This is a genomic window from Streptomyces sp. NPDC059917, assembly GCF_042730635.1.
GTDB lineage: Bacteria > Actinomycetota > Actinomycetes > Streptomycetales > Streptomycetaceae > Streptomyces.
On the sequence record NZ_JBHWLC010000052.1, the window covers coordinates 14,433 to 39,940 of the forward strand.

The 25,508-nt window shown below is 77.6% G+C and carries 14 protein-coding genes; 12 read left to right on the top strand and 2 right to left on the bottom strand.

Annotated features, from left to right (window positions below; all coding sequences use genetic code 11):
* The first annotated feature begins 62 nt into the window (after positions 1–62).
* The 5 genes from ACFWAR_RS26600 (at position 63) to ACFWAR_RS26620 (ending at position 5,638) form a co-directional block, all read left to right on the top strand.
* The gene (locus ACFWAR_RS26600; RefSeq protein ID WP_385781958.1) at positions 63–1,253 is read left to right on the top strand and encodes an oxygenase MpaB family protein; all 1,191 of its coding nucleotides are present in this window, start codon (positions 63–65) and stop codon (positions 1,251–1,253) included.
* A gap of 92 nt (positions 1,254–1,345) precedes the next feature.
* The gene (sigK, locus tag ACFWAR_RS26605) at positions 1,346–1,918 is read left to right on the top strand and encodes an ECF RNA polymerase sigma factor SigK (protein WP_385781960.1); all 573 of its coding nucleotides are present in this window, start codon (positions 1,346–1,348) and stop codon (positions 1,916–1,918) included.
* Complete coding sequence (locus ACFWAR_RS26610; RefSeq protein ID WP_385781963.1) at positions 1,915–2,721, top strand: anti-sigma factor domain-containing protein; 807 nt, start codon at positions 1,915–1,917, stop codon at positions 2,719–2,721. Before sigK ends, ACFWAR_RS26610 begins: the two co-directional genes overlap by 4 nt.
* Before the next feature lie 104 nt (positions 2,722–2,825).
* On the top strand, positions 2,826–4,430 hold the full coding sequence (locus ACFWAR_RS26615; RefSeq protein WP_385781966.1) for a molybdopterin-dependent oxidoreductase: 1,605 nt from the start codon (positions 2,826–2,828) through the stop codon (positions 4,428–4,430).
* A 140-nt stretch (positions 4,431–4,570) separates the two neighbouring features.
* Entirely contained in the window at positions 4,571–5,638 is a 1,068-nt protein-coding gene (locus tag ACFWAR_RS26620) for an alpha/beta hydrolase (RefSeq protein WP_385781969.1), read from the top strand.
* Positions 5,639–5,759: 121 nt separating this feature from the next.
* Here the strand turns inward: ACFWAR_RS26620 and ACFWAR_RS26625 are convergent, their stop codons facing one another.
* Together ACFWAR_RS26625 and ACFWAR_RS26630 are read right to left on the bottom strand one after the other, a co-directional pair.
* Entirely contained in the window at positions 5,760–6,986 is a 1,227-nt protein-coding gene (locus ACFWAR_RS26625) for a putative Ig domain-containing protein (protein ID WP_385781971.1), read from the bottom strand.
* A 110-nt stretch (positions 6,987–7,096) separates the two neighbouring features.
* On the bottom strand, positions 7,097–7,990 hold the full coding sequence (locus tag ACFWAR_RS26630; protein WP_385781974.1) for a LysR family transcriptional regulator: 894 nt from the start codon (positions 7,988–7,990) through the stop codon (positions 7,097–7,099).
* Positions 7,991–8,592: 602 nt separating this feature from the next.
* Between ACFWAR_RS26630 and ACFWAR_RS26635 the strand changes: the two genes are divergently transcribed.
* The 7 genes from ACFWAR_RS26635 to ACFWAR_RS26665 are packed head-to-tail and all read left to right on the top strand — an operon-like array spanning position 8,593 to position 25,497.
* Entirely contained in the window at positions 8,593–15,531 is a 6,939-nt protein-coding gene (locus tag ACFWAR_RS26635) for an SDR family NAD(P)-dependent oxidoreductase (RefSeq protein WP_385781977.1), read from the top strand.
* Positions 15,524–20,221: a beta-ketoacyl synthase N-terminal-like domain-containing protein gene (locus ACFWAR_RS26640; RefSeq protein ID WP_385781980.1), complete on the top strand. Its 4,698-nt coding sequence runs from the start codon at positions 15,524–15,526 to the stop codon at positions 20,219–20,221. Before ACFWAR_RS26635 ends, ACFWAR_RS26640 begins: the two co-directional genes overlap by 8 nt.
* A complete protein-coding gene (locus tag ACFWAR_RS26645) occupies positions 20,211–20,606 on the top strand; it encodes an acyl carrier protein (RefSeq protein WP_385781983.1) in 396 nt (131 codons plus the stop codon). Before ACFWAR_RS26640 ends, ACFWAR_RS26645 begins: the two co-directional genes overlap by 11 nt.
* Before the next feature lie 7 nt (positions 20,607–20,613).
* On the top strand, positions 20,614–21,435 hold the full coding sequence (locus ACFWAR_RS26650; protein WP_385781986.1) for an alpha/beta fold hydrolase: 822 nt from the start codon (positions 20,614–20,616) through the stop codon (positions 21,433–21,435).
* Positions 21,432–22,667 (top strand): glycosyltransferase, encoded by a 1,236-nt coding sequence (locus tag ACFWAR_RS26655; RefSeq protein WP_385781989.1) that lies wholly within the window; start codon positions 21,432–21,434, stop codon positions 22,665–22,667. Before ACFWAR_RS26650 ends, ACFWAR_RS26655 begins: the two co-directional genes overlap by 4 nt.
* Positions 22,664–24,580, top strand: a complete 1,917-nt coding sequence (locus ACFWAR_RS26660; protein ID WP_385781992.1) for a methyltransferase domain-containing protein — start codon at positions 22,664–22,666, stop codon at positions 24,578–24,580. The genes ACFWAR_RS26655 and ACFWAR_RS26660 overlap by 4 nt, the downstream gene beginning before the upstream one ends.
* Positions 24,577–25,497: a galactokinase gene (locus tag ACFWAR_RS26665; protein WP_385781995.1), complete on the top strand. Its 921-nt coding sequence runs from the start codon at positions 24,577–24,579 to the stop codon at positions 25,495–25,497. Before ACFWAR_RS26660 ends, ACFWAR_RS26665 begins: the two co-directional genes overlap by 4 nt.
* Positions 25,498–25,508 lie beyond the last annotated feature (11 nt).

The following is a 25,508-nucleotide window of genomic DNA, read 5'->3' on the forward strand; positions in this document are numbered from 1 at the left end:
TCCCCGGGGGCTCCCGCGCGTCCCGGCCCCGCCCCTCCCCCGTACCGAAGAGAAGGACTCACGTGAACGCGAACACCACCGCTCCACCCCGCGCCCGTTACGACGACGCCGCCCTCGACGCCCTGCGCGAGCAGGGGGATCCGCTCGCCGACGAGACCGTCGCCGCGATGTTCGAGCGCAAGGAGGTGGGGGACCTCAACACGCTGATGCGGTTCTTCTCCACCACCGGGGACAAACTGCCCGAGAAGCTCCCGGCGGCCGCCGCCGCGTACTTCGAGGCGACCGCCATGCCTCCCGGTTGGGTGGACTGGGACGTCATGGAGCAGGCACGGCTGTTCTTCATGGACAACGCGGCCCACATCAACACCGGTCTGTCCTTCGCGGCGATGCCCGCCACCTACGCGGTCCCCCGGCTCTCGCGCCTGCTGTCCTCGACGCACTCGCTCTCCTACCCCTCGCGCCGGATGGCGAACACGGGCCAGTTCGTCACCTACCTCATGCAGACCAACTCCTTCGCCGAGGGCAGCAAGTTCATCCCGGCCGCCCAGAAGGTGCGGCTGCTGCACGCGGCGGTCCGCCACCACCTGCGCAGCGGCGGCCACTGGGACGTCGCCCGGGACGGCATGCCCATCTGCCAGGAGGACATGATCGGGGGGCAGATCTGCTTCTCGATCCTGGTCCTCGACGCCATGCACCGGCTCGGCGTGCACATGAGCGAGGAGGGCGCCGACGCCTACTTCTACGCCTGGCGGGTCGTGGCGTACATGCTCGGCTGCGACATGGCGGCCGTCCCGGAGAACCTCACCGAGGCCCGCGCCTACTGCGACCTGTACCTGCTGCGCAACCTCGGCCCCTCCCCCGAGGGCGTCGCGCTCAACGCCCAGCTGATGCGGATGTACGAGGACGTGGTCCCGGGCACGCTCTTCGACCCGATGGTGCCCGCCACCATCCGGTTCCTGGTCGGGGACACCATCGCCGACTGGCTGGAGATCCCGCGCAGCGGCTGGGACACGGCGGCGAAGGCCGTGCCCGTCGTCCTCGGGCTGCTGGAGACCATCGAGGACAGCAGCCCGTACGCGGAGTGGGCGCTCGACAAGGCGGGCTCCCTGCTCGCCGGTTTCGAACTGACCTCGCTGACCCGGGGCCGCGTCATGCACCACGCGATCCCGGCGGAGCTGAAGACCGAGTACGACGTCCGGCCGCCGCGCACCGGCCGCTGGGTCCCGCCGCCGCCGACCTCCGTCGGCCTGTAGCGGGCGGCTCCCCACCGGTCACCGTTCGATCCCGGCCGACCCGCGGGCGTCTTCGACGGGTACGGCCCGCCGTACGGTGGCAGGATCGCCCCGTGGAAGACGTACCGCGCGCCGAAGGGCCCCTGCCCGCCCTCCTCGGACGGGTCGCCGAGGGTGACGAGGCCGCGTTCGTCTCGGTCTACGAGGCGGTCGGCGGCTCCGTCCTGGGCCTGGCGCGCGCGGTGCTGCGCGACCGGGCCCAGGCCGAGGAAGTGGCCCAGGAGGTGCTGGTCGAGGTCTGGCGCACCGCCGGGCGCTACCGCAGCGACCGGGGCGGCGCGATGGCCTGGATCCTCACGATGGCCCACCGCCGTGCCGTGGACCGGGTCCGCTCCGCGCAGGCCGCCACCGACCGGGACCGCCGGGCGGCCCGCCTGGAGGCCGCGCTGCCGGCCTTCGACGAGGTCAGCGAGGCGGTGGAGGCCCGGCTGGAGCGGGACCGGGTGCGCCGCTGCCTGGCCGCGCTCACCGAGTTGCAGCGCCAGTCGATCGCCCTGGCCTACTACCGCGGGCTCACCTGCCGCGAGGTGTCCGACGCCCTGTCGGTGCCCTTGGGTACCGTCAAGACACGGCTGCGCGACGGGCTGCTGCGGCTGCGGGGCTGCCTGGGGGTGAGCGGGGAATGAGCACGGACGGAACCACCTCGGATCACGCGGACGGCGCCGGGCCCGAGGACCCGCACGGGGCGGCCGGTGCGTACGTCCTGCACGCGCTCGACCCGGCGGAGCGTGCCGCCTTCGAGGCGCACCTGGAGACCTGCCCGACCTGCGCGCACGAGGTGCGGGAGCTGTCCGGGACGGCGGCCCGGCTCGCCCTCGCGGTCGCCGTGCCCCCGCCCCCGGAGCTGCGCGAGGCCGTGCTGCGGCGCATCCGGGCCGAGGGTCCCCCCGTACGGACCCCCGCGCCCGGGTCGGCGTCGGCGCACCGCCGGGCGCCCGGCCGGTCGACCGGGTGGACCCGGTGGGCGCTGGCCGCGTGCCTCGCGGGGGCGGTCGGGCTCGGCGGGCTGGCGCTGTGGCAGTACCAGCGGGCGGAGACCGCCGTGCGGGCGGCCCGGACCGAGCGGGCCCGGGACGCCGACCTGACCGGGATCCTGTCCGCACCGGACGCCCGGCTGGCCACGGGCCGGCTCGCCCCCGGCGGCGCCACCGGGACGGTGGTGCTCTCGCGGGAGCGGGACCGGGCGGCCTTCGTCGGCGCGGGCATGGCGGCTCCGCCCGCGGGCCGGGTCTACCAGCTGTGGTTCGCCGATCCGGCCGGGTCGATGCGCCCGGCGGGGCTGATGGACCCGGCCCGGCCCGACGCCCCGGCCCTGCTGGCGGGCCCGGTGGGCGCGGCCACGGGTGTCGGTGTCACCCTGGAACCGGCGGGCGGTTCGCCCGCCCCGACCTCGCCGCCCCTGATGGTGCTGGCCTTCCCGGCCGCCTGAGCGCTCGCGCGGACGGCGCGGGCGCGGCACCAGGCTGCGGTCGTGGGGGGTGCGGTCGTCGGGCGTGCGGTCGTGGCACCAAACCGGGCGGGCGGTGGCTCCGAATGACCCGTGTGAAGGCGGTCGGACAGCGACGGCACCGCGTCCACGGCGCCCTCGGCGGTGTGGTCGCCGGCTGCGCGGGGCTGAGCCTGTCGGAACTGGCCGCGGCGGCCGTGCGGCCCGAATCGGGCCCGGTCACCGCGGTCGGGGGCGCGCTGGTCGACCGCACTCCGGCCGCCGTCAAGGACTGGGCGGTCCGCCAGTTCGGCACGGCGGACAAGACGGTGCTGCTGGTGGGGGTGCTCGTCGCCCTGGCGCTGGTGGCCGCCGCGGCCGGGGTCCTCGCGCTGCGGCGGCGCGCCGCCGGGACGGCCCTCGTGTGCGGCTTCGCCCTCGTGGGGGCGGTGGCCGCGCTGAGCCGGCCGGAGGCGACCTGGCAGGACGCGCTGCCTTCGCTGGTGGGCGGAGCGGGGGCGACGGGGGTGCTGTACCTGCTGACCGGCGCGCTGACTTCGCCGACGGGCGCCCCGCCGTCGCCCGGCTCCGGCGCGGACCGGGGGCCGGTGCGGGGACCGGACCGGCGGGGCTTCGGCCGGATCGCCGCCGCCGCGCTGGTCGGGTCCGCCGCGGCCGGGTACGCGGGGCGGCGGCTGGCCGCCCACGGCTCGGCCGGTGCGACGGCGTCCCGGGCCGGGCTGCGGCTGCCACCGCCCGCGCGGCCCGCGCCGCCGGTGCCGGTCGGCGCCGACGTGGGCGTCCCCGGGGTGTCGGCGTTCCTCACCCCCGTGGACGACTTCTACCGGGTGGACACCGCCCTGGTGGTCCCCCGGATCGACGCGGGCGAGTGGCGGCTGGACGTCCACGGGGAGGGGGTCACCCGGCCCCTCGGCCTCGACCTGCGGGAGCTGCTGGCCCGCCCGCTGGTCGAGCACGACATCACGCTCACGTGCGTGTCCAACGAGGTCGGCGGACCGTACGCGGGAAACGCCCGCTGGCTCGGGGTGCGCCTCGCCGACCTGCTGCGCGAGGCCGGGGTGCGGCCGCCCTCCCGGGGCGGCCCGGCCGACCAGCTGGTGGCCCGTTCGGTGGACGGGACGACCTTCGGGACCCCCGTCGAGACCGTCATGGACGGCCGGGAGGCGTTGCTGGCCGTCGGGATGAACGGCGCGCCGCTCCCCTTCCGGCACGGGTTCCCCGTGCGGATGGTCGTACCGGGCCTGTACGGGTACGTCTCGGCCTGCAAGTGGCTGCGCGAGCTGCGGCTGACCACCTTCGACGCCTACGACGCGTACTGGGTGCGCCGTTCCTGGGCGGCCCGGGCCCCGGTCAAGACCCAGTCGCGCATCGACACCCCGCGCTCCTCGGCCGCGCCCCGCGCGGGCCGGGTGCCGGTGGCCGGGGTGGCGTGGGCGCAGCACCGCGGGATCGCGCGGGTCGAGGTGCGGGTCGACGGCGGCGCGTGGCAGGAGGCCCGGCTCGGGGCCGAGGACGGCGCCGACACCTGGCGCCAGTGGGTGTGGGAGTGGCCGGCGGCCGTCGGCCGCCACACCTTGGAGGTCCGTGCGACGGACGGGACGGGCGCCGTCCAGCCGGGGCTGCGCTCCGACACCCTTCCGGACGGGGCGACCGGCTGGCACGCGGTGGTGGTCCGGGTGCGCCCCGCCTGAGCGCCGCCCGGCCCGCGCGAAGGACCGCCCGGGCCCCGCGCGCCCGCCGCGCCGGGGGCGCCCGCCCGTCGTAGATTGGCGGGACAGGCGCGTCGCACCGGGGCCGGGCGGGCGCGCCACGCACGTCAGGAGCCGATGCCGTGGAGCTGACCAGCACGTCGTTCCTCGTCACGCTGGTCGTCGTCACGGCGCTCGCGATGCTGGCCGCGCTGCTGCTGTGGAACCGCGTCCCGGGCCCGGCCTGGGTGCGGTGGCCCGCCCGCCTGCTGATGCTGGGCCTGTGCCAGCTGACCGCCATCTGCGTGGTGGCCACCTGGATCAACGGCAGCTACGGGCTGTACTCCTCCTGGGACGACCTGCTCGGCACCGAGAACGGCCAGGGCGCCGCCGTGATGACCGGGCCGCCGCCGGGGCGCGCCAAGTTCACCCTGGGCGCGGACGGCGCCCGCACCACGTACTTCCGGGGCACCCATTCCCAGCTCGCCGGTCAGGTGATCGTGTGGACTCCCCCGGAGTACGACGCCCCCGGCGCGGAGAAGACCCGCTTCCCGGTGCTGACGCTGCTGCACGGGTACCCCGGGTCGCCCCGGTCGTGGTTCGAGGTGGGGTCCATGCCGGGCGCGCTCCAGCAGCTGGTGCAGCTGGGCGCGGCGCACCCCTTCATCCTCGTGATGCCGGAGGTCTACCCGGGCGGCGTGAACACGGACTGCAGCGACATCCCGGGGCACAAGGTGGCCACCTGGCTCGCGGACGACGTCCCGGCGCTGGTCGCGCGCAACTTCCGGACCCTGCCCGAGCCCAAGGGGTGGGGCCTGATGGGATTCTCGACGGGTGCGTTCTGCGCCGCGAAGCTGCCCTTGCAGTATCCGAAGGTCTTCGCCGCGGGCGCCGCCCTGGACCCGGACCCGCTGACCGGGGATCCGGACGTCCTCGCGGACCCCGTGCTGCGGGAGCGCAACAGCCCGCTGTGGCTCGTACGGCACGCGCGGAACGCGGACGTCGGGCTCTTCCTCGCCACCTCGGCGCAGGACAAGGACAGTCCGCCGCAGCAGTTGGACGTCTTCGTGAAGGCCGCGGCGGGCACCGGCGTCCGGGTCAAGACGCTGGTGCGCCCGGTGGGCGGGCACAACTTCCAGACCTGGGCCGGGATGTACCCGGACGCCCTAGGCTGGCTGAGCACGGAGCTCTCCCCGCCGGGCGATGGCTGAACCGCGGTGCGATGCGGCGGGCGGGCCTGCGCCGAGCGCACGGGCCCCTGAACCGGCCCCCGGATCCATCGGCCGCGGCGCCGGGGTTCGGCGGGTCTCGGTGTCGCGGCCGCCTTTCGCCTCAGAACCAGGTGACGGTGAGGGGGAAGGTGGTGGTGGCGCTGGTGGGGGTGGTGTCGGTGGCGGTGGCGGTGATCCGGGTGGTTCCGCTGCTCCAGGGTTTGCCGGTGATGCGGCCGGTGGTGGTGTCGAGGGTGAGGCCGAGGGGCAGGCCGGTGGCGCTCCAGCGGAGCGGGGCGCGGCCGCCGGTGGCGGTGAGTCGGACGGTGCAGGTCTGGTTGAACGTGCAGCTCTGCGGGCCGGGATCGGCGACCTTGAGGTCACCGGAGGTGGGGGGCGGGGTGGGGGTAGGGGTGGGCGTCGGCGTGGCGCCGCAGCCCGGGGCGGCTTCGGGCGGCAGCGGGACGCGCCAGATCTGGGGATCGTTCTCCGAACCCACGAGCAGGGTCGCGCAGTCGGCGTACGTCACGGTCTCGCCCTGCGACTGGGCGGGGAGCGGGACGTCCGCGAGCTTGGCCCCCGAGGAGGCGTCGTACACGGAGGCGGTGTTGGCGCCCAACGGCCCGCCACTGCGCAGCGCGTAGGACGCGCCGGAGGGTGAGAACGCGCCATCCGTGGCGAACACGGGGCCGGGCCGCACCGGGGTGAGGGTGTTCACCTGACCGGGCCGGGGCGGCAGGGGCGCCTTGTACAACTGGCCGGCGGCTCCGATGAGTTTGCTGGCGACGTACAGCTGCCCGGTGAGCGGGTCGGCGAGCAGGGACTCCGCGTCGTGCTTGCCGTCGGCGTAGGCGAAGCGGTAACTGACCGGTGTCACATCGGCGTTCACCAGCAGATCGGGTTCGGGGAAGCTGTGGACGGTGATCTCCGACCGGCCGCCGAAGTTGTCCCCGATGTCGCCGACGAGGAGCACGGGGGCGCCCGTCACGTCCGCGCCGAGGGCCAGGGCCTCCCAGTCGGTGTTGGGCACCCCGGAGACGGTCAAGGTAGCCTTGAGCTGCCCGGTGGCCGTGGAGCAGTCGACGGCGAAGACCTGGTTGGTGTTCCCGCTGTCGTTGACGGCGTAGAGGACGCCGGGGTGTTTGCGGCTGGCGGCGAGGCCGCTCAGTTCGGTGAGCCCGCCCGGCATGACGCACTTCTTCTCGGGCGCGGCCGCCGACGCAGCGGCGGGGGCGGCGGACGGGACGGGGCGGTCGGCGCCGGCCGCCCGGGCCACCGTGGGCAGGACCGTCGCGAGGGCCACCGTGACCAGCGCGGCCGCCCGGGGGGAGGTGAGGAGTCGAGGCATGCGCACAATGTGACGGCCCGCCGGCCAGCCGACCAGGGCGGCGGGCCCCCTGTTTGAGCATGGTTCGATGCCGATCGGGCATGGCGCGACCGGGCACGGCGCGACCGGCGTCAGCGGGCCGGTTCCCGCACCGGCGCGTTGTGCCGCGCGTGCGCGATGAACGCCCGGGCCGCCCGGCTGAGCGGCCGCCGCGCGTGCGCGATGCCGACGGGCCGCAGCAGCGGCGGCGTGAAGGACCGCACCTCCGCCCGGTGCCCGAAGGCGCGCGCCACCACGTCCCGGTACCAGATCAGGGAGCCGCGCCCGTCCGTCACGCCGGTCACCCAGGCCAGCCGCTCGTCCACCTCCAGGCAGGGCACGGGACGGACTCCGAGGCAGCTGAACATGGCCTCCATCTCGGTGCGCCGCCCCGTCCCGGGCGACGGCAGGACCATCTCCAGGCCGTCGAGCACCCGGAACGGCAGCGGATCGGGGAGCCGGGAGCCCGGCGGGGAGATCAGGACCACCTCGCGCTCCTGGATGTGGTGGGTCGTCAGCTCCTTGTCCACGGGCAGGTCGACCAGGGCCAGCTCGGCCCGCCCTTCGAGGAGTTCGCGGGTCAGCACCTCGCGGCTGTCGTACTGCTGGAGCCGCACGTCGATGCCCGGGTGCCGTTCGGTGAAGGCGGGGACCAGGTCGGCGGCCAGGTCCAGGGCCAGCGTGGGGGTGGCGACGACCACGAGGGTGGCCCGGGCGCCGCCGGTGGTGGCGGCGCCGATGTCGTCGATGGCTTCGACGGCGTCGAGCACGGTCCGGGCGAGCCGCACGACCCGGGCCCCCTCGGGGGTGAGGTCCACCCCCCGCCCCCGGCGGGCGAGCAGCTCCACCCCCAGGTCCCGTTCCATGGCCTGGACGGCCCTGGAGAGCGCGGACTGGGCGACGAAGACCGAGGCCGCGGCGCTGGTGATGGAACGGCAGTCCGCGACGGCCACCAAGTAGCGAAGCTGCGCGAGTGTGGGGGTCATGACCGGACGGTAACCGCGCGATGACCCAGGTGTAAGGGGCTACGGGATGAACAACTTCCCGCCGCCGCGCGGCTGTCATACCCGGTCGGCGACAAGACGTACCGCCGCGGCATGACTCGCACCGGGGCGGCGGGCCGAACCGCCCGCCGCCGCGCCCCGCCCCCGGGGACGAAGGTGCAGGCCGGGGCGGTGCGGGCGGCCGGATCCGGGCCCGCCGACGGGCTCCGGCGCGGCGGTCCGGAAATCGACGGGTGCGAAAGCCCCGCCTCCGCATGGCCGTTGACAGTGCAGGACGCCGACCGCACGATGCATCGCGGCGTCCAGGGACTTTGACCACCGTTCAAGCCCGCCGGGTCCGAGGCGGGTCGCCCGCAACCGCGTACGTCCGAACCGCGTACGTCCGAACCGCCGACGCCCGAACCGTGGACGGCACGGCCCGCCCCGCGCCCCGCCACCCCGGTGGCCCCGGTCCGTGTCGCCGTCCGCGCGTCCCGGCCGCCCGATGCCGAAACGCACTGCCGCGCCGCGTCACGCCAGCGTCACCAGACACCGCGACATGTCACACAGCACTGCTTCAGCCCCCCACCGGAAGAGGACCGCCCGTGACCCCCCAGGCCGCTCCGTCCGCCGCCACCCGTGACCTGGTGGTCGCGCTCAGCCCCTTCGAGGAGCCCAACCAGCGGATCGTGACCGCCGCCGAGCGGGCCGGGGCGCTCGGCCTCCTCGACCTCGGCCGGGACCCCGCCGCGGCCCGGCGCGCCTTCACCGAGCTGGCCCGCCTGCTGGGTCGCCCGTACGGGGTCCGGGTGCCGCACGGCTGCCCCCTCGGCCCCGCCGACCTGCCCGCCGAGGTGGACACCGTGCTGCTGGCGGACCCGCAGGCGGCGCCGGGCGGCTGGGCCGGGGCCGGGCGGCGGGTCTGGGCGGAGGTCACCGGACCCGGGGAGGCCGTGGCCGCGGTCGCCGCGGGGGCGGTCGCGCTCGTGGCCCGGGGGCACGAGTCGGGCGGCCGGGTCGGCGGCTCCACCACCTTCGTGCTGCTCCAGCAGCTGCTCGGCGAGCCGCGGATCGCGGTGCCCGTACTGGCCTGCGGCGGGATCGGCCCGCACACCGCGGCCGCCGCCGTCGCGGGCGGGGCCGCCGGGGTGGTGCTCGACGCACAACTCGCCCTGACCACCGAGGGCGAGGCCGCGCTGCCCGCCGACGTGAGCGACGCGCTGCGGGGGATGGACGCCTCGCAGACCCGGATCGCCGACGGCCACCGGGTGTACGCGCGACCCGATCTCCCGCTGCCCGAGGGGCCCGCCGCGCTCCTGCTCGGGGCCCGCGGCCTCGCGCGGCAGCTGCTGCCCGTCGGCCAGGACGGAGCCTTCGCCGCCCGGCTCGCGGCGCGCCACCGCACCACGGGCGGGGTGCTCCAGGCCGTCCGGGCCACCGTCCTGGAGCGGCCGGGGACGGCGGCGCGCTGCGCTCCCCTGCGCCCGCGCCCCGACCGCCCCCACCTCCCGGTCGCCCAGGGGCCGATGACCCGGGTCAGCGACCAGGCGGCCTTCGCCGAGGCCGTGGCGGACGGGGGCGGGGTGCCGTACCTGGCGCTCGCGGTGATGGCGGGCGCGGACGTGCGCCGTCTGCTGGCCGAGACCGCCGACCGGTTGGCCGGTCGCCCCTGGGGGGTCGGGCTGCTCGGCTTCGCGCCGCCCGAGCTGCGCCGGGAGCAACTGGCCGCGGTGGCGGACGTGCGCCCCCCGTACGCGATCGTCGCCGGTGGCAGTCCGGCGCAGGCCGCCCCGCTGGAGGCGGCGGGGATCCGCACGCACCTGCACGTGCCCTCGCCCGCGCTGCTGGAGCGCTACCTCGCCGAGGGCGCCCGGCGCTTCGTCTTCGAGGGGCTGGAGTGCGGCGGGCACGTGGGGCCGCGCGCCTCCTTCCCGCTGTGGGAGGAGCAGGTGGAGCTGCTGCTCGCGGACGGCGAACCGGGCTCCCTGGACGTGCTGTTCGCGGGCGGCATCCACGACGCCCGGTCCGCGGCGATGGCGGCCGCCGCCGCGGCGCCGCTCGTGGAGCGCGGCGCCCGGTTCGGGGTGCTGATGGGCACGGCGTACCTGTTCACCGAGGAGGCCGTCGCGGCGGGCGCGGTCCTGCCCGGATTCCAGCGGGCGGCCCTGGAGTGCACGGACACCGTCCTGCTGCACACCGCGCCGGGACACGCCACGCGCTGCGCGCCCACCCCGTACGCCGGGGCCTTCGCGAGCACCCGGCGGCGGCTGGAGCGGGAGGGGGCCGAGCCGCGCCGGGTGTGGGAGGAGCTGGAACGGCTCAACCTCGGGCGGCTGCGGATCGCCAGCAAGGGGCTGGGACACCCCGTGGGCGGGGCGGCCGCGGAGCCGGTCGGCGAGGAACGGCAGCGCGCCGAGGGCCTGTTCATGCTCGGCCAGGCGGCGACCCTGCGCAGCGGCACCACGACGGTGGCCGCGCTGCACCACGAAGTGACCACGGGCGCGACGCAGTTGCTGCGGGAGCGGGCCCGGCACCTCGCGCGGGCCGCGGAGCCGGGCGGGGACGGCGGGGCCGGCGATCCGCTGGACGTCGCGATCGTGGGCATGGCCTGCGCCTACCCGGGCGCACCCGACCTCGACGCCTTCTGGGCCCAGGTCCTCGCCGGGACGGACGCGGTGACGGAGGTTCCGGCGGGGCGGTGGGACCCGGAGCTGTACTACGACGCCGACCCCGCCCGGGCCGGGGAGCGCACGCCGTCCCGCTGGGGCGGGTTCCTCCCGGCGCTGCCCTTCGACGCGCTCGCGCACGGCATCGCGCCCTCCTCCCTGTCCGGGATCGAGCCGGTGCAGCTGCTGGCCCTGGAGATCTCCGCCCGGGCCCTGGCGGACGCGGGCTACGGCACGGGGCGCGCCTTCGACCGTGCCCGCACCTCGGTGGTCTTCGGCGCGGAGGCCGGTACGGAGCTGGCGGGGGCCTACGGGCTGCGCGCCCTGCACCCGGCGTACCTGGGCGCGCTGCCGCCCGAGCTGGACGAGCAGCTGCCGCGGCTGACGGAGGACTCCTTCCCCGGCGTCCTCGCCAATGTGATCGCGGGGCGGGTCGCCAACCGGCTCGACCTCGGGGGCGCGAACTGCACGGTCGACGCCGCCTGCGCCTCCTCGCTCGCCGCCCTCGACCTCGCCTGCCGCCAACTGCGCGACGGGGACAGCGACATGGTGCTGTGCGGCGGGGCGGACGTGCACAACGGGATCAACGACTACCTGATGTTCGCCTCCGTGCGGGCGCTGTCCCCCAGCGGGCGCTGCCGCCCCTTCGACGCGGGCGCCGACGGGATCGCGCTCGGCGAGGGCGTCGGCGCGCTGGTGCTCAAGCGGCTGGCGGACGCGGAGCGGGACGGCGACCGGGTGTACGCCGTGATCAAGTCGGTCGGCGCGTCCAGCGACGGCCGCTCCCTCGGTCTGACCGCGCCCCGCCCGGAGGGGCAGCGCCGGGCCCTGGAGCGGGCCTACGCGCGGGCCGGTGTCTCCCCGGCCGAGGTGGGGCTGGTGGAGGCGCACGGCACCGGCACGGTGGTGGGCGACAGCACCGAACTGACCGTGCTCGGCGTGGTGTTCGCCGACGCGGGCGCCCGGGCCGGAGGGTGCACGCTGGGGTCGGTCAAATCGCAGATCGGGCACACCAAGTGCGCGGCCGGGCTGGCCGGGCTGATCAAGGCCGCCTGGGCGGTGCACACGGGCGTGCGGCCGCCGACCGCGCTCCTGAGCACGCCGAACCCGGCCTGGCAGGGCGCGTCGAGCCCCTTCCGCTTCGACACCGAGGCCCGGCCGTGGCCGGTGCCGGTGGAGCGGCGGTTCGCGGGGGTCAGCGCCTTCGGCTTCGGGGGCACCAACTACCACGCGGTGCTGGCCGGTTACGCGGGAGCGCAGGAGCCGGGGCACGCGGTGGCGGCCTGGCCCGTGGAGCTGTTCTGCTTCCGGGGCGCGGACCGCAGGGCCGCCGGGCGGGCGATGGCCCGGCTCGCCGCCCGGCTGGAGGAGAACGAGGGCGCCGGGCGGCCGTGGGCGCTGCGGGACCTGGCGGCGGAGGCGGCGCGCGGCTCCGGTCCGGTGCGGGTGGCCGTGCTCGCGAGCGGGCCGCAGGAGCTGGCGGACCGGCTGGCGCGGGCGCGGGACTTCACCCCGGGCGAGGGGGTGTACGTCCGGCCGGAGGGGGCCGACCCCGGGCGGGTCGCCTTCCTCTTCCCCGGCCAGGGCAGTCAGCGGCCCGGCATGCTGGGCGACCTCTTCGTGGCGTTCCCGGCGCTGCGCGGGCTGCTGGACCGGGCGCCCGCGGCGGTCACGTCGGCGATGTTCCCGCCGACCGCCTTCACCGGGCCCGGGCGCACCGGCCTGCGGGACGCGGTGACCGACACCCGGATCGCCCAGCCCGCCCTCGGCCTGGCCGGGGCGGCGGCGCACCTGCTGCTCGGGGAGTTCGGCGTACGGCCCGACTGCGTGGCGGGGCACTCGTACGGCGAGCTGACGGCCCTGTGGGCGGCCGGCGCCTACGACACGGACGGCCTGCTGCGGCTGAGCGCGCGCCGGGCCCGGGCGATCCTCGACGCGGCCGGGGCGGATCCCGGGGCGATGGCCGCCGTGACGGGTGCGCCCGAGGAGGTCCGGGCCGTCGCGGAGCGGGCGGGCTGCGTGGTGGCCAACCACAACGCGCCCCGCCAGTGCGTGGTGTCGGGCCCGACGGCCGCGGTGGACACGGCGGTGCGGGAGCTGCGGGCCGCCGGGCTCTCGGCCCAGCCGCTGGCGGTGGCCTGCGCCTTCCACAGCCCGGTGGTCGCCGGGGCGGCCGAGGCCCTCGCCGCCGAACTGGCCGCCGTGGCGGTGGCCGATCCCGCCGTGCCGGTCTGGTCGAACGCCACCGCGCGCCCGTATCCGGCGGGGGCCGACGCCGTACGGGAGGAGCTGGCCCGCCAAGTGGGCCGCCCCGTGCGGTTCGTGGAACAGATCGAGGCGATGTACGCGGCGGGCGTGCGGACCTTCGTGGAGGCCGGGCCCGGGCGGGTGCTCAGCGCCCTGGTGGAGAAGATCCTCGGGCCCGAACGGCCCTGCGCGGTCGTGCCGTTGGAGGTGCCCGGCGAGCACGGTCTGATCCGCCTCGTCACCGCGCTGGCGGAACTCGTCGCCGCGGGCGTACCGGTGGCGCCGGACGCGCTGTGGCGGGGGCGGACCGCCGCCCTGCCCGAGCGGGCGCCGCGCCGTCCGGGCTGGCTGGTGGACGGCCACCTGGTCCGCACGGCCGACGGCGAACCGGTGGCGGGCGGCCTGCGCCCGGCGCGCCGGGTGACCCCTCCCCCGGCGGTCGAGGCCCCCGGGCCCGCGGGGAACGGGTCCCGCGCCCGGGAAGCGGCGGTACTGGCGTACCTGGACGGCACCCGCGAACTGGTCGCGGCCCAGCGCGACGTCCTGCTCGGCTTCCTGGGAGCGGGGGCGAGCGCGGGTGCGGTGGCCCCCGCGGCCCCGGCGGCCACCACCGCGCCGGAGGCCCTGGCCGTGGCGGCCGGGCCGATAGAGGTGGCGGCCGGGCCGATAGAGGTGGCGGAGCCGGCCGTTCCCGCCGTGGTGACGGCCGCCGAGGTGATGGAGGTGGTCCTCGACATCGTCCACCGGCGGACCGGCTACCCGCTGGACATGCTCGACCCGGAACTCGACCTGGAGGCGGACCTGTCCGTGGACTCCATCAAGCGCGTCGAGATCATCGGCGCGCTGGCCGACCGGATCGGGCTCCCCCGCACCGCCGACGGCTCGGCGGAGTCCGCGGTGGAGGAACTGGCCCGGATCAAGACCCTGCGCGGCATCGTGGAATGGATCACGACCCGCCGGGCCGCGGACCCCGACCGGGCGCCGACCGGGGAGAGCGGCCCCGCCGGGGGCGCGCCGCCGGAGCGGGCGACGCGGGAGCGACCGGTGGAGCCCGTACGGGACGGGGTCCGCGTGCGGAGGTCGACGCCGGCTGTGGTGCCCGCCGACCCCACCGGGCCCGTGGCCGACGACCTGACCGGGCGGCGGTACGGCATCGTCGGGGACGGCCAGGGCGTGGCCCTGGCGCTGACCGCCCTCCTGCGCGCCCGCGGCGCGGAGGTCGACGCCCTGTCCGACCGTCCGGAGCCACCGGCCCCGGTGACCCCGGCGGGTGCGCCGGACGCGCCGGACGGGCCGGAGCGACATGACGGGTCGGGTGGCTTGGACGGGCTGGTGGACCTCAGCGCCTTGCGGGGCGGGGCCGAGCCGGTGCTGCCCGGGAGGTTCGCGGCGATCCGGCGGGCGCTGCTCGGCGGGGTGCCGCGGCTGCTGTTGGTCAGCGGGGGCGGGGGGAGGTTCGGGCACCGGGCGGGCGGCGGCGCGGACGCGGCCGCCGGTGCCGGGCTGCACGGCTTCGCGCGCGGTGCGGCCCTGGAGTACCCCGGCGTGCTGCTGCGCGCGGTGGACGTCGACCCGAAGGACCGGCCCGACCGGCTCGCGGCCCGGTTGCTCGCCGAACTCGACTCCCCCGGCGGCCCGGTGTCCGTGGGGTACGGCACGGACGGGGTCCGGGTGTGCCTGCGTACGGTCCCGGCGGACGTCGGCCCCGATGCCGACGCCGACCCCGAGCGGCTGCCGCTGGGCCCGGAGTCGGTGGTGCTGTTGACCGGCGGCGCCCGGGGGATCACCGCGCGCGCGGCCCTCGCGCTGGCCCGTACCACCGGCTGCCACGTCGAGCTGCTCGGGCGCAGCGCCGAACCGGGGCCCGAGGAGGACGCGTTCGCCCAGGCCCACGACCGGGTCGCGCTCCGCGCTGCGCTGATCTCCGCGGGGCTGCGCAGGCCCGCCGAGATCGAGGCGGCCGCCACGCGCGTCCTCGCCGAGCGCGAGGTCCGCGCCACGCTGCGCGCCCTCGCCGGGTCCGCCGCCTCGGTGCGCTACCACCGCGCGGACGTCACCGACGAGAGCGCCGTGCGGGCCGTCGTGGCCGACGTGCGCGCCCGGCACGGGCGGCTCGACGGCATCGTCCACGGCGCCGGCAGGCTGCGCGACGCACTGCTCGCCGACAAGGAACCGGCTGCCTTCGCCGAGGTGTTCGCGACGAAGGTGGCCGGGGCCCGGCACCTCGCGGCGGCGGCCGCCGAGCACGGCGCGACCCCGCCCCCCTCGTTCCTCGTCCTGTTCGCCAGTGTCGCCGGCGTCTTCGGCAGCCGCGGCCAGTGCGACTACGCCGCCGCGAACGACGCCCTGGACGGCTTCGCCCGGGCCTGGGCGGACACCTTCCCCGGCCGGGTACTGGCGATCGACTGGGGGCCGTGGGCCGCCGAGTCGGGCGGCATGGTCACGCCCGAGCTGGAGCGCGACTACGCCCGGCGCGGCATCCCGCTGATCGGCCCGCAGGAGGGGACGCGGGCCTTCCTGGCCGAGGTCGCGCGCCTCACCGCGCCCGCCGGACGGGCGGACGCGGAGCGGGACGCGCAGGTGGTCCTGATGGCCGCCGCGCAGCCGGACGGGGTGGACGGCCGTGGCTGAGCCGCGCCGCGGACCGCGCCCGACGGACGCCGCGATCGTCGGGATGGGCGCCGTCTTCCCCGGGGCCGCCGACCTCGCCGCCTACCGCCGCAACCTGTTCGCCGGTACGGACGCCATCGGCGACGTGCCCCCGGACCGCTGGGACCCGGAGGTCTACTACGACCCGTCGGGTGCCGAGGGGCCCGCGGTCGGCGACCGGTTCTACTGCCGCCGGGGCGGCTTCGTGGACGGGCTGGCGACCTTCGACCCGACCCGGTTCGGCATCATGCCCGCCACCGTCGAGGGCGCCGAGCCGGACCAGTTGCTCGCCCTGCACGCGACGGCCGAGGCGATCGCGGACGCGGGCGGGGACGACCGGCTGCCCGCCGACCGGTCCCGGATCGCGATGGTGCTCGGGCGCGGCGGCTTCATGGGGGTGGCCACCGCCCGGCTCGACCAACGCGTGCGCACCGCGCACCAGTTGGCCCAGACGTTGCGCGAGCTGGCGCCCGACCTCGGCGAGCGGCGGATCGCCGAGGTGCGCGCCGCCTTCCAGGACGCCCTGGGCCCGGAGCGCCCGGACGCCTCCATCGGGCTCGTGCCGAGCTTCACCGCGGCCCGAACGGCGAACCGGCTGGACTTCCGCGGGCCCGCCTACACCCTGGACGCCGCCTGCGCCTCCTCGCTGCTGGCGGTGGACCAGGCCGTGGCGCTGCTGGCGGGCGGGCGGTGCGACCTGGTGGTCGCGGGCGCCGCCCACCACTGCCACATCGCCACGCTGTGGAGCGTGTTCACCCAGCTGCGCGCGCTGAGCCCGAGCGAGCGGATCCGCCCCTTCGACCGCCGGGCGGACGGCACCCTGCTGTCGGAGGGCACCGGGGTGGTCCTGCTCAAGCGGCTGGCGGACGCGGAGCGGGACGGCGACCGGATCTACGCCGTGGTCCGCGGCACCGGGGTGGCCGGGGACGGCCGGGCGGCGAGCCTGATGAGCCCCCTGGTCGAGGGGCAGGTACGGGCGCTGGAGCGGGCCTGGCGGGAGGCCGGCCTGGACCCGCTGGCCGCCGACGCGCTCGGCCTGCTGGAGGCGCACGGCACCGGCACCCCGGTGGGGGATGCGGCGGAACTCGCCACCCTGGCGCGGGTGTTCGGGCCGCCCGGGGCCGGGCGGCGGCCGGTGGGGCTCGGCTCGGTGAAGTCGATGCTCGGGCACACGATGCAGTCCTCGGGCATGGCGGGCCTGATCAAGGCGGCGCTCGCGGTGCACGAGGGGGTGCTGCCCCCGACCCTGCACCTGGAGGAACCGCACGAGGCCCTCGCGCGCACCCGGATGCGCCCGGTGACGGCGGCCGAGCCGTGGGAGCGGGGCGCGGCGCCCCGGCGGGCGGGGGTGAACGCCTTCGGCTTCGGCGGGATCAACGCGCACGTGGTGCTGGAGGAGGCTCCGGGGGCGGCGGCCACCCGGCGCGCGGTTCCCGGGCGCCGGTTCCTGCCGCTCGGCGCGGGCCCCGGCGCGGGGGGATCGGCCGGGCGGGGGGCGGTGGGCGCCCCGGCGGCCGGCGAGCGCGGTGCGCGGGACGGCGTGCTCCTGCTGGGCGCGAGCACCCCGGAGCGGCTGGCGGAGCTCCTCGCGGCGGCGACCCGGTCCGCCCCGGCCCCGGACGGGGACCCGGGAGGGGACGCGGCCCCGGACTCGGGCCCGGACGCACGCCCGGACGCACGCCCGGACCAGGGGGGTCCGTACCGGCTCGCCGTGCTCGGACCGACCCCGCAGCGGCTCGCGCTGGCCGCCAAGGTGCTGGCGCGCGGGCGCGCCTGGCGCGGGCGCGGCGACGTGTGGTTCACCCCCGAGCCGCTGCTGGCAGGATCCGGCGACGGCGCGCCCCGCGGCCGGGTGGCCTTCCTCTTCCCGGGCCTGGAGCCGGAGTTCACGCCCGTCCTCGACGACGTGGCGGACCGGTTCGCGCTGGAGCGGCCCCGGCTCGGCCGGGGCGGCGAACTGATCGAGCGGGCCCTCGACGCCCTCGCCACCGGCCGCTTCTTCGCCCGCGTGCTGCCGGAACTGGGCATCGAGGCCGATGTGTTGGCGGGCCACAGCCTGGGCGAATGGGCGGCGATGGTGGCCGCCGGGATGTATCCGCAGCGGGCCGTGGACGACTTCCTCGGCTCGCTGCGGCCCGGCTCGCTCACCGTGCCCGACCTCGTGTACGCCGCCCTCGGCTGCGGGGCGCGGCGGGCCGCGGCGGCCCTGCACGGTGCGGACCGGGTGGTGGTCAGTCACGACAACTGCCCGCACCAGTCGGTGATCTGCGGTGACCCGGCGCAGGTCGCCGCGGTGCTGGAGCGGCTGGCCCGGGAAGGGGTGCTCGGTCAGGAGCTGCCGTTCCGGTCCGGTTTCCACACCCCGATGTGGGAGCCGTACCTCGGGCAGGTGCGCGCCGCCTTCGACCGGCTCCCCTTGACGCCCGCCACCGTGCCGGTGTGGTCGGCGACCACCGGTTCCCCCTTCCCCCAGGCGCCCGGCGAGGTGCGCGAGTTGGTGGTGCGGCACCTCCTGGAGCCGGTCGACTTCCGGACCCTGGTGCTGCGGCTGTACGAGGAGGCGGGCGTGCGGGCCTTCGTGGCCATGGGCCCCGGCAGCCTGCCGGGGTTCGTCGAGGACACCCTGCGCGACCGGCCCCACCTGGCGGTCGCGACCTCCGCCCCACGGCTGACGGGCACGGCGGCGCTGCGCCGCACGGCCGCCGCGCTGTGGGCGGAGGGCTCGGCCCCGCGCTGGGAACGGCTCGCCGAGCCGTCGACGGCGCCGCCGCCGCCGGGGGAACGGGTCGCCCTGCCCGCTCCCCCGCCCGCCACCGCGCGGGCGGCCCGGCCCGGGGCGCCCCTGGACCTCGGTTCGCCGCTGGTCCGGCTCGGCGGCGCGGCCCGCGGACTGCTGGCCCCGGCGGCCGGTGCGGGGGCCGCCCGCGCGGCGGACCCGGCCCCGCCCGGGCCCGAGCGCCCCTCGGCGGATCCGATGCCCGCCCCGGCCCTGCTGTCCGCCCTGGACGCGGTCCTCGACGAGGCCCGCGCGGCCGCCCGGACGGTCACCGAGGCCTGGCAGCCCCCGGCCCCCGCGCCGCGAGCGACCACCTCCCTCACGCTCTCCCTGGAGACAATGGCGTACGTCCGGGACCACTGCGTCTACGAGCAGCCCGCCGGTTGGCCCGAGGACTCCGACCGCTTCCCCGTCGTTCCCATGACCACCATGTTGGAGCTCGCGGCCGACGCCGCCCTGCGCACCGCGCCCGCCGGCAGCGTGGTGGTCGGCTACGCGGACGTGCGGGCGCTGCGCTGGCTGGCCGTCGAGCCCGCCGTCCGGATCGAGGTCGGCGTGCGGTCGGACGGGCCCGGCCGGGTCCGCGTCACCCTCGGCGACGGCGCCGTGGTGACCGTGCTGCTCGGCACCCGGTACGAGGCACCGCCCGCCCCGCGCGAGTCCGGCGGGCCCCGGCCGCTCACCGGCGAACGGCCGGCCCCGGTGAGCGCGCGGGCGCTCTACCGTGACCGGTGGATGTTCCACGGGCCGGGGTTCGCCGGGGTGCACGAGGTCGGTGCGGTGGCCGCGGACGGCATCCGGGGCGTGCTGCGCGCGCTCCCCGCCCCCGGCGCCCTGCTCGACGCCGCCGGACAGCTCTTCGGCCACTGGATGCAACTGCGGCTCCCGGTGGACCGGTTGGTCTTCCCCGCCACCATCGAGCGGATCCGCTTCTACGGCCCCCCGCCCGCCCCCGGCACGCTCGTCGAGGCGGTCGCCCGGGTCCGCGAGGTCCGCAACCTGACCGTGCTCGGCGACGTCGAGCTGCGGTGCCCGCCCGGCGGGGGCGCGAGCGGCGGCGCCCCGTGGGCCCGGATCGAGGGGTGGACGTACCGCCGCTTCGCCGCCGACGAGCGGGTGTGGCCGATGAAGTTCACCCCGGAGGTGTGCGGGATCGGCGAACCCCAGCCCGGCGGCTGGTGCGCGGCCCGGCGCCGCTGGACCGACCCCGCCTCGCAGGAGCTGGTCATGCGCCGCTACCTCGGCGCGGCCGAACGCGCCGTCTACGAGGGGCTCGCGCCCCGGGCCCGCGCACCCTGGCTGCTGGGGCGGATCGCCGCCAAGGACGCGCTGCGCCAGCTCCTGTGGGACGGCGGGGCGGGTCCCGTGTTCCCGGTCGAGGTGCCCGTCGGCAACGACGCGCACGGCCGCCCGGTGCCCGGGGGCCCGCTCGCCGCCGGGGCGCACCTCTCGCTGGCGCACAAGGACCGGCTCGCCGTCGCCCTCGCGCACCCCACCGGCCCCGTCGGCATCGACGTGGAGACGGTGAGCACCGACCCCGCAGCCCTGCTCCGGATCGCGTTCGGATCCGACGAGGAGGCGCTGGCACGGCAGTTGGCGGAGCGGGACGGCGCCGACGCGGCGACCGCGCTCACCGCGCTGTGGTGCGCCAAGGAGGCCGCGGCCAAGGCGGCGGGCACGGGGCTGGGCGGCCGGCCGCGCGCGTGGCGGGTGACCTCGCTGGAGCCCGACGGGCTGCGGGTGCTGGCCCCGGACGGGCGCGCCCGGCTCGTACGGACCGCGGTGCTGCCCGCCCCGAGCGGCCCGCCCCTCGATCACATCGTGGCGTGGACCGCGCCCCCGACCGCATCCCCCCGTCCCCCCGCCCACCCAACGGAGTTCAGCCATGGCATCTGACGCCCCCGTCCCCGGCTCCACCCTCCCTCCCGCTCCCGACCGCGCACCCGGCGCGGCCGGTGCCCACGCCCGGATCCTCGCCGAGATCACCGGCATGCTCGTCGAGATCGTCGGCGACGAGTTCCTGCTGGCGGAAGAGGTCTCGATGGGCACCACCCTCAATGACGACCTGGCCCTGGAGAGCATCGAGTTCGTCGCCCTCGCCGAGCGGCTCCACGAGCGCTACGGCGCCGACGTCGACCTGATGGGCTTCCTCGCCGAGAAGGACATGGAGGCCATCCTCGCCATGTCCCTGGGCGACCTCGTGACGCACATCGGCCGCGTCGCGCACCGCTCGCCCGCCGGATCCGGCGGGGCCGCCGCGCACACCGTCACGGCCGGCTGAGGCCGCCGTGGCCCACGTCCTCGCCGACGGCGTCGACTTCCACGTCCAGCGACTGCCCGCCGCCGCGGGCGCCGACGCCGCGGACCGGCCCGTGGTCGTCTTCCTGCACGGGCTGGTCGTCGACAACCTCTCCTCCTTCTACTGCCCGCTCGCCGTGCCCGTCGCCCGCTCCGGCCACGAGGTGGTCCTCTACGACCTGCGCGGCCACGGCCGCACCGGGCGGCCGACCTCGGGCTACGACAGCGCCACGGCCGTGCGCGACCTGGTCGCCCTGCTCGGCGCACTCGGCCTGGCGCACCGATCCGTCCACCTGGTCGGCAACAGCTACGGCGGCACGCTCGCCGTGCACGCCGCGCTCGCCAGGCCCGACCTCGTCGCGGGCCTGACCCTGCTCGAACCGCCGCTGAGCGGCGCCTGGGTGGAGAACATGGTGGACACGCTGTCGGCCGCCGCGCTGAGCCTGGAGGACAGCGCGGTACCCGCCCAGCTGCGGGCGCTGCGGCTGCGCAAGGCGGCCGCCCTCACCTCGATCGCCGATGAACTGCTCAACCGCACCACGCTGATCGACGACGTCGCCGCGGGGCGGGTGTTCGCCCCGGCCGACTACGCGCGGCTGCGCTGTCCGGTGCTCGCGGTCTGCGGCGAGCACTCCGAACTGGTGCCGGGGGTGATGGAGTTGGCCGAGCACGCGACGGGCCCGTGCTGTGTGGAGATCCTGCCGGGCCTCGGGCACGACGTGCTCAAGGAGAGCAGCGGGGCCCTGCGCAAGTCCGTACTCGCCCACCTCGACGAGGTCGCGGCGCTCCGGACGGGAGCCCTGGTCCGATGAGGGTGCTCTTCGTGGTTCCGCCCCTGGCGGGGCACGTCAATCCGACGGCCGCCGTCGGCGCCGAGCTCGCGGGCCGCGGGCACGAGGTCGCCTGGACGGGGCCGGGCGCGGCGCTGGCCGCCCTCCTGCCCGATGGCGCCCGCGTCCTGCCGGCCGGGGACGCGGTCCCCTCCGGGTCGGGCTCCGCGGGCGGTGGCGGGTACGCCGATCTGCACGAGCGCTGGCGCGACCTGCGCGGGGTCGGCGCGCTGCGCTTCCTCTGGGAGGAGGCCCTGGTGCCGCTGGCCCGGGCGATGGCGCCGGGGGTGACGCGGGCGGTCCGCGACTTCCGGCCGGACCTGCTGGTCGCCGATCAACAGGCCCTGGCCGGACCGGTGGTGGCGCGCCGCCTGGGCGTGCCCTGGGTCACCTCGGCCAGTACGTCGGCCGAGTTCGCCCGCCCCTTCGAGGGGTTCCCGCGGGTCGGGGAGTGGGTGGCGCAGCGGATCGCGGACCTGCTGGCCGAGCTGGGGGCCGGGGGCGACGGGGCGGCGGGCTGGGACCCGCGCTTCTCGGACCGGCTCGTACTGGTCTTCTCCACCCGGGAACTCATCGGCGCGCAGGACATGTTCCCCGGGCACTACGCCTTCGTCGGGCCGGCCTTCGGGGCGCGCCCGGCCGGTCCCGACTTCCCCTGGCGGCGCCTCGATCCGGACCGGCGGCGCGTCCTGGTGTCCCTCGGGACGCTCAACGGCGCCGCGGGCGCCCGGTTCTACGCCGCCGTGCTGGGCGCGGCCGAGCGGCTGGGCGGCTCGGTGCAGCTGGTCCTTGCCGCCCCCGCCGACCTGGTGGGACGCCTGCCCCGGGCGCACCCGCACGCGCCCGGCGGGGCGCCGCCCTTCGACACCGTGCTGCTCCAGGAGCGGGTCCCGCAGCTGGAGTTGCTGCCGCACCTGGACGCGGTGGTCTGCCACGCGGGCCACAACACCGTGTGCGAGGCCCTCGCGCACGGACTGCCCCTGGTGGTCGCGCCGATCCGGGACGACCAGCCGATCGTGGCCCGCCAGGTCACCGACGCGGGCGCCGGGGTGCGGGTGCGGTTCGGCCGGGTCCGGGCCGAGGAGGTCCGCGACGCGCTGACCGCCGTCCTGGACGAGCCCGGCCCCCGCCGGGCCGCCCGGCGCATCCAGGCCTCCTTCACCGCGGCGGGCGGAGCCGCCGCCGCGGCCGACCGGTTGGAGAAGACGCTGTGAAGCCGATCGCCACGCCCCGCTCCGCGGCCCGCTCCGCGGCCCCCGCGCTGCTGATCGCCGCCCTCGGCGCGGGCACCGTGCGCGCCCGTCGGCGGCTCGGATCCCTGCCCGTCCTGGCGGACGCTCCGGCCCCGGTCGGGGCGCCGGTGCCCGCCGGGTGGCGGCTGTTCACCGCGCGCGGGGTCGAGCCCGACTCCGCCACCTTCCTCGGCGCCTGCGCGCACGCCGAGCGGGAGGGGTTGCGCGTCCTGGACCTGATCCCGGCCGACCTGGGCGCCGAATCGGCCCTGGGGCTCCTGCGGCTGGTGGACCCGGCCGGGTACCGGGGCGACCGGCTCGCGCAGGGGCGGGGGGCCGGATACGCCGTCCTGGTCGCCGAGGAGGTGCTGGCCCGGGCCGGGCTCGACCTCGACCCGGCGGCGGGGGCCGACCCGGCGCGGCTGGTCGCCCTCGTCCGCACGCTGAAGGAGTACGCGCCGGACGCCACCTCGATGGCAGTCGCCCCGGGCCTGTCCTGCGGTCCGGGGCCGCGGCGGGCCGACGCCGCCCAGCTGCGCGCCCACGGGCTGGCGCCGGGAGCGCTGGCCGCGGCGCAGTTCGCCGGGCTGGCGCTGCTGGCCTGGGCGTCGCTGCGCCGGGGCCCGTGGGGCAAGCTGGCGGCGGGGCTGTACTGGCTCCAGCCCTACGCCGTCCTGGGCGGCCCGGCCGGACCCCTGCGGCCCGCTTCGCTGGCCCGGGACACCGCCGCCCGGCCACTGCGCTCGCTCGACGCCGCCCTGCGCACCGCCCTGGCCGCCGCGGCCACCGGCGGGTCCGGCGCGGCGGGGGCCCGGGACGGCGACCACGAGGATCGCGCGGAGCGCTACGGGCGCGAACTGGCCGCCGGGACCGACCGTTTCCTCGAACCGCGCCGCGCCGACTGCCCCTGGTGCGGGTCGCGGCGGCTCGCCGTCCGGGTCACGGTGCCCGACCTGCTCCAGGGCAAGCCGGGCCGGTTCGTCCTGGAGCGGTGCGGGGACTGCGCCCACGTCTTCCAGAATCCCCGACTCAGCCCGGACGGGCTGGAGTTCTACTACCGGGACTTCTACGACGGCCGGGGCGGCGAGGGCGCGGGCACGGTCTTCGGCAGCATGGGAGGCACCTACCGGGACCGCGCCGAGATGCTGCGCCCGCACGTCGCGGCGGCCGGTCCCGGCTCCTGGCTCGACGTCGGCACCGGGCACGGCCATTTCTGCAACGCGGCGCGGTCCGTCTGGCCGCGGACCCGCTTCGACGGGCTGGACATGGGCGACGGGGTCCGCGGGGCGGAGCGGCGCGGTTGGGTGGACGTCGGGTTCCAGGGCCAGTTCCCGGAGTTCGCGGCCAAACTGGCGGGCCAGTACGAGGTGGTCAGCATGTACCACTACCTGGAGCACACCCGGGATCCCTTCGCCGAGCTGGACGCGGCCGGCGCCGTCCTCGCGCCGGGCGGGCACCTGGCCATCGAACTGCCGGACCCCACCTCCCGGATGGCGCGGCTGCTCGGCCCGGCCTGGCTGCCCTGGTTCCAGCCCCAGCACCAGCACCTGATCCCGGCGGCGAACCTGCGCGGGGCACTGGCCGAGCGGGGGTTCACCGTGCTGGCCGAGGAGCACGGACCGGCTCACCAGGGCAACGACTTCCTGGGCGCGGTGGCGCTCACGGTGACCCGGCTCGCCCCGGATCCCGGCAGTCCCTGGTCCCCCGCCGTCCCGCGCGGCCGACGGGCCCTGCGCCACGTGGTCCGGGCGGCCGCGCTGCCCTGCTTCGCGGGCGCGGCGGTGCTCGACGCGGTCCGCAGCGCCGCCGCCCGCCGGGGAGAGGGCGGCAACGCCTACCGGATGCTGGCGCGCAAGGACCACCCCGCGCCCGGCGCCCCGGGAGTCGGCCGATGACCGGCGCGGCGGGCGGGCCGGACCTGGCCCGGAGCGCCACCGCCGACCCGCTGTTCCGCCTCGTCGCCTACGCCCTGGAGGCCGCGCACGGCAGGCCGCCCACCGCCGTGTGGAGCGCCCCGCACGCCTTCCGTCTCGGTGCGTCCGGACTGGTCGCGGCGGCCGGGTGGCCGGTGGCCGCCGCGGCGGCGCCCCGCGAGGACGGCGTCGTACGGCTCAGTTCGCTGAGCCATCCCGCGCACGGCTGCGATCTGCCCCTGGCCCTGTCGGGGCCACCGGCCACCGCCCCGGCCTGGGCCGAGCGGCCGTACGCCCTGCTGCGGGCCCTGGCCCTCGCGGGGTACGGGCGCGGCGGGACCGACCTGCACGTGCAGGGCTCGCTCACCGCGGCCGCCGGACTGGCCGTGGCGGAACCGGCGGACTGCGCGGTCGCGCTGGCCGTGGCCGACGCGCACCTGCGCTCCGACCCGACCGCGCGGCCTCCGCGGGCGGGCCTCGGCCGCCTGCTGGCGCGGGCGCTGCCGGACGGGGACGACGCGCTGCGCCGGGCCGTGCTCTTCGCCCGGCCGGGCCACGCCCTGCGGCCCGCCGCCGGGCCGGACGGGGAGGGGCCCCCGCGCCACGTCGCCTTCGACCCGGCCGGGTCGGGCAGCCGGTTGGTGCTGGTCGCCCTGCGCGGGGCGGGCGCCGACCGGGCGGCGGACCGGGACCGGGTCGCGGCCGACGCGCGGCGGGCCGGGGCCCTGGACGTCTGGCACCCGGGCGCCCGCCCGGGGCGGGCGGTGCTGCTGCGGCTACCCGAGGAGCGCGTGGCGCACGTACGGGCGGCGGTGGCGGCGCGGTTCCGCGCGCGCGGGCGTCCCGTACCGCGGTTCCTGAACATCGCCGTGACCGGTGCGGCCCGGCGCGAGGAATGACCGGAGCACGA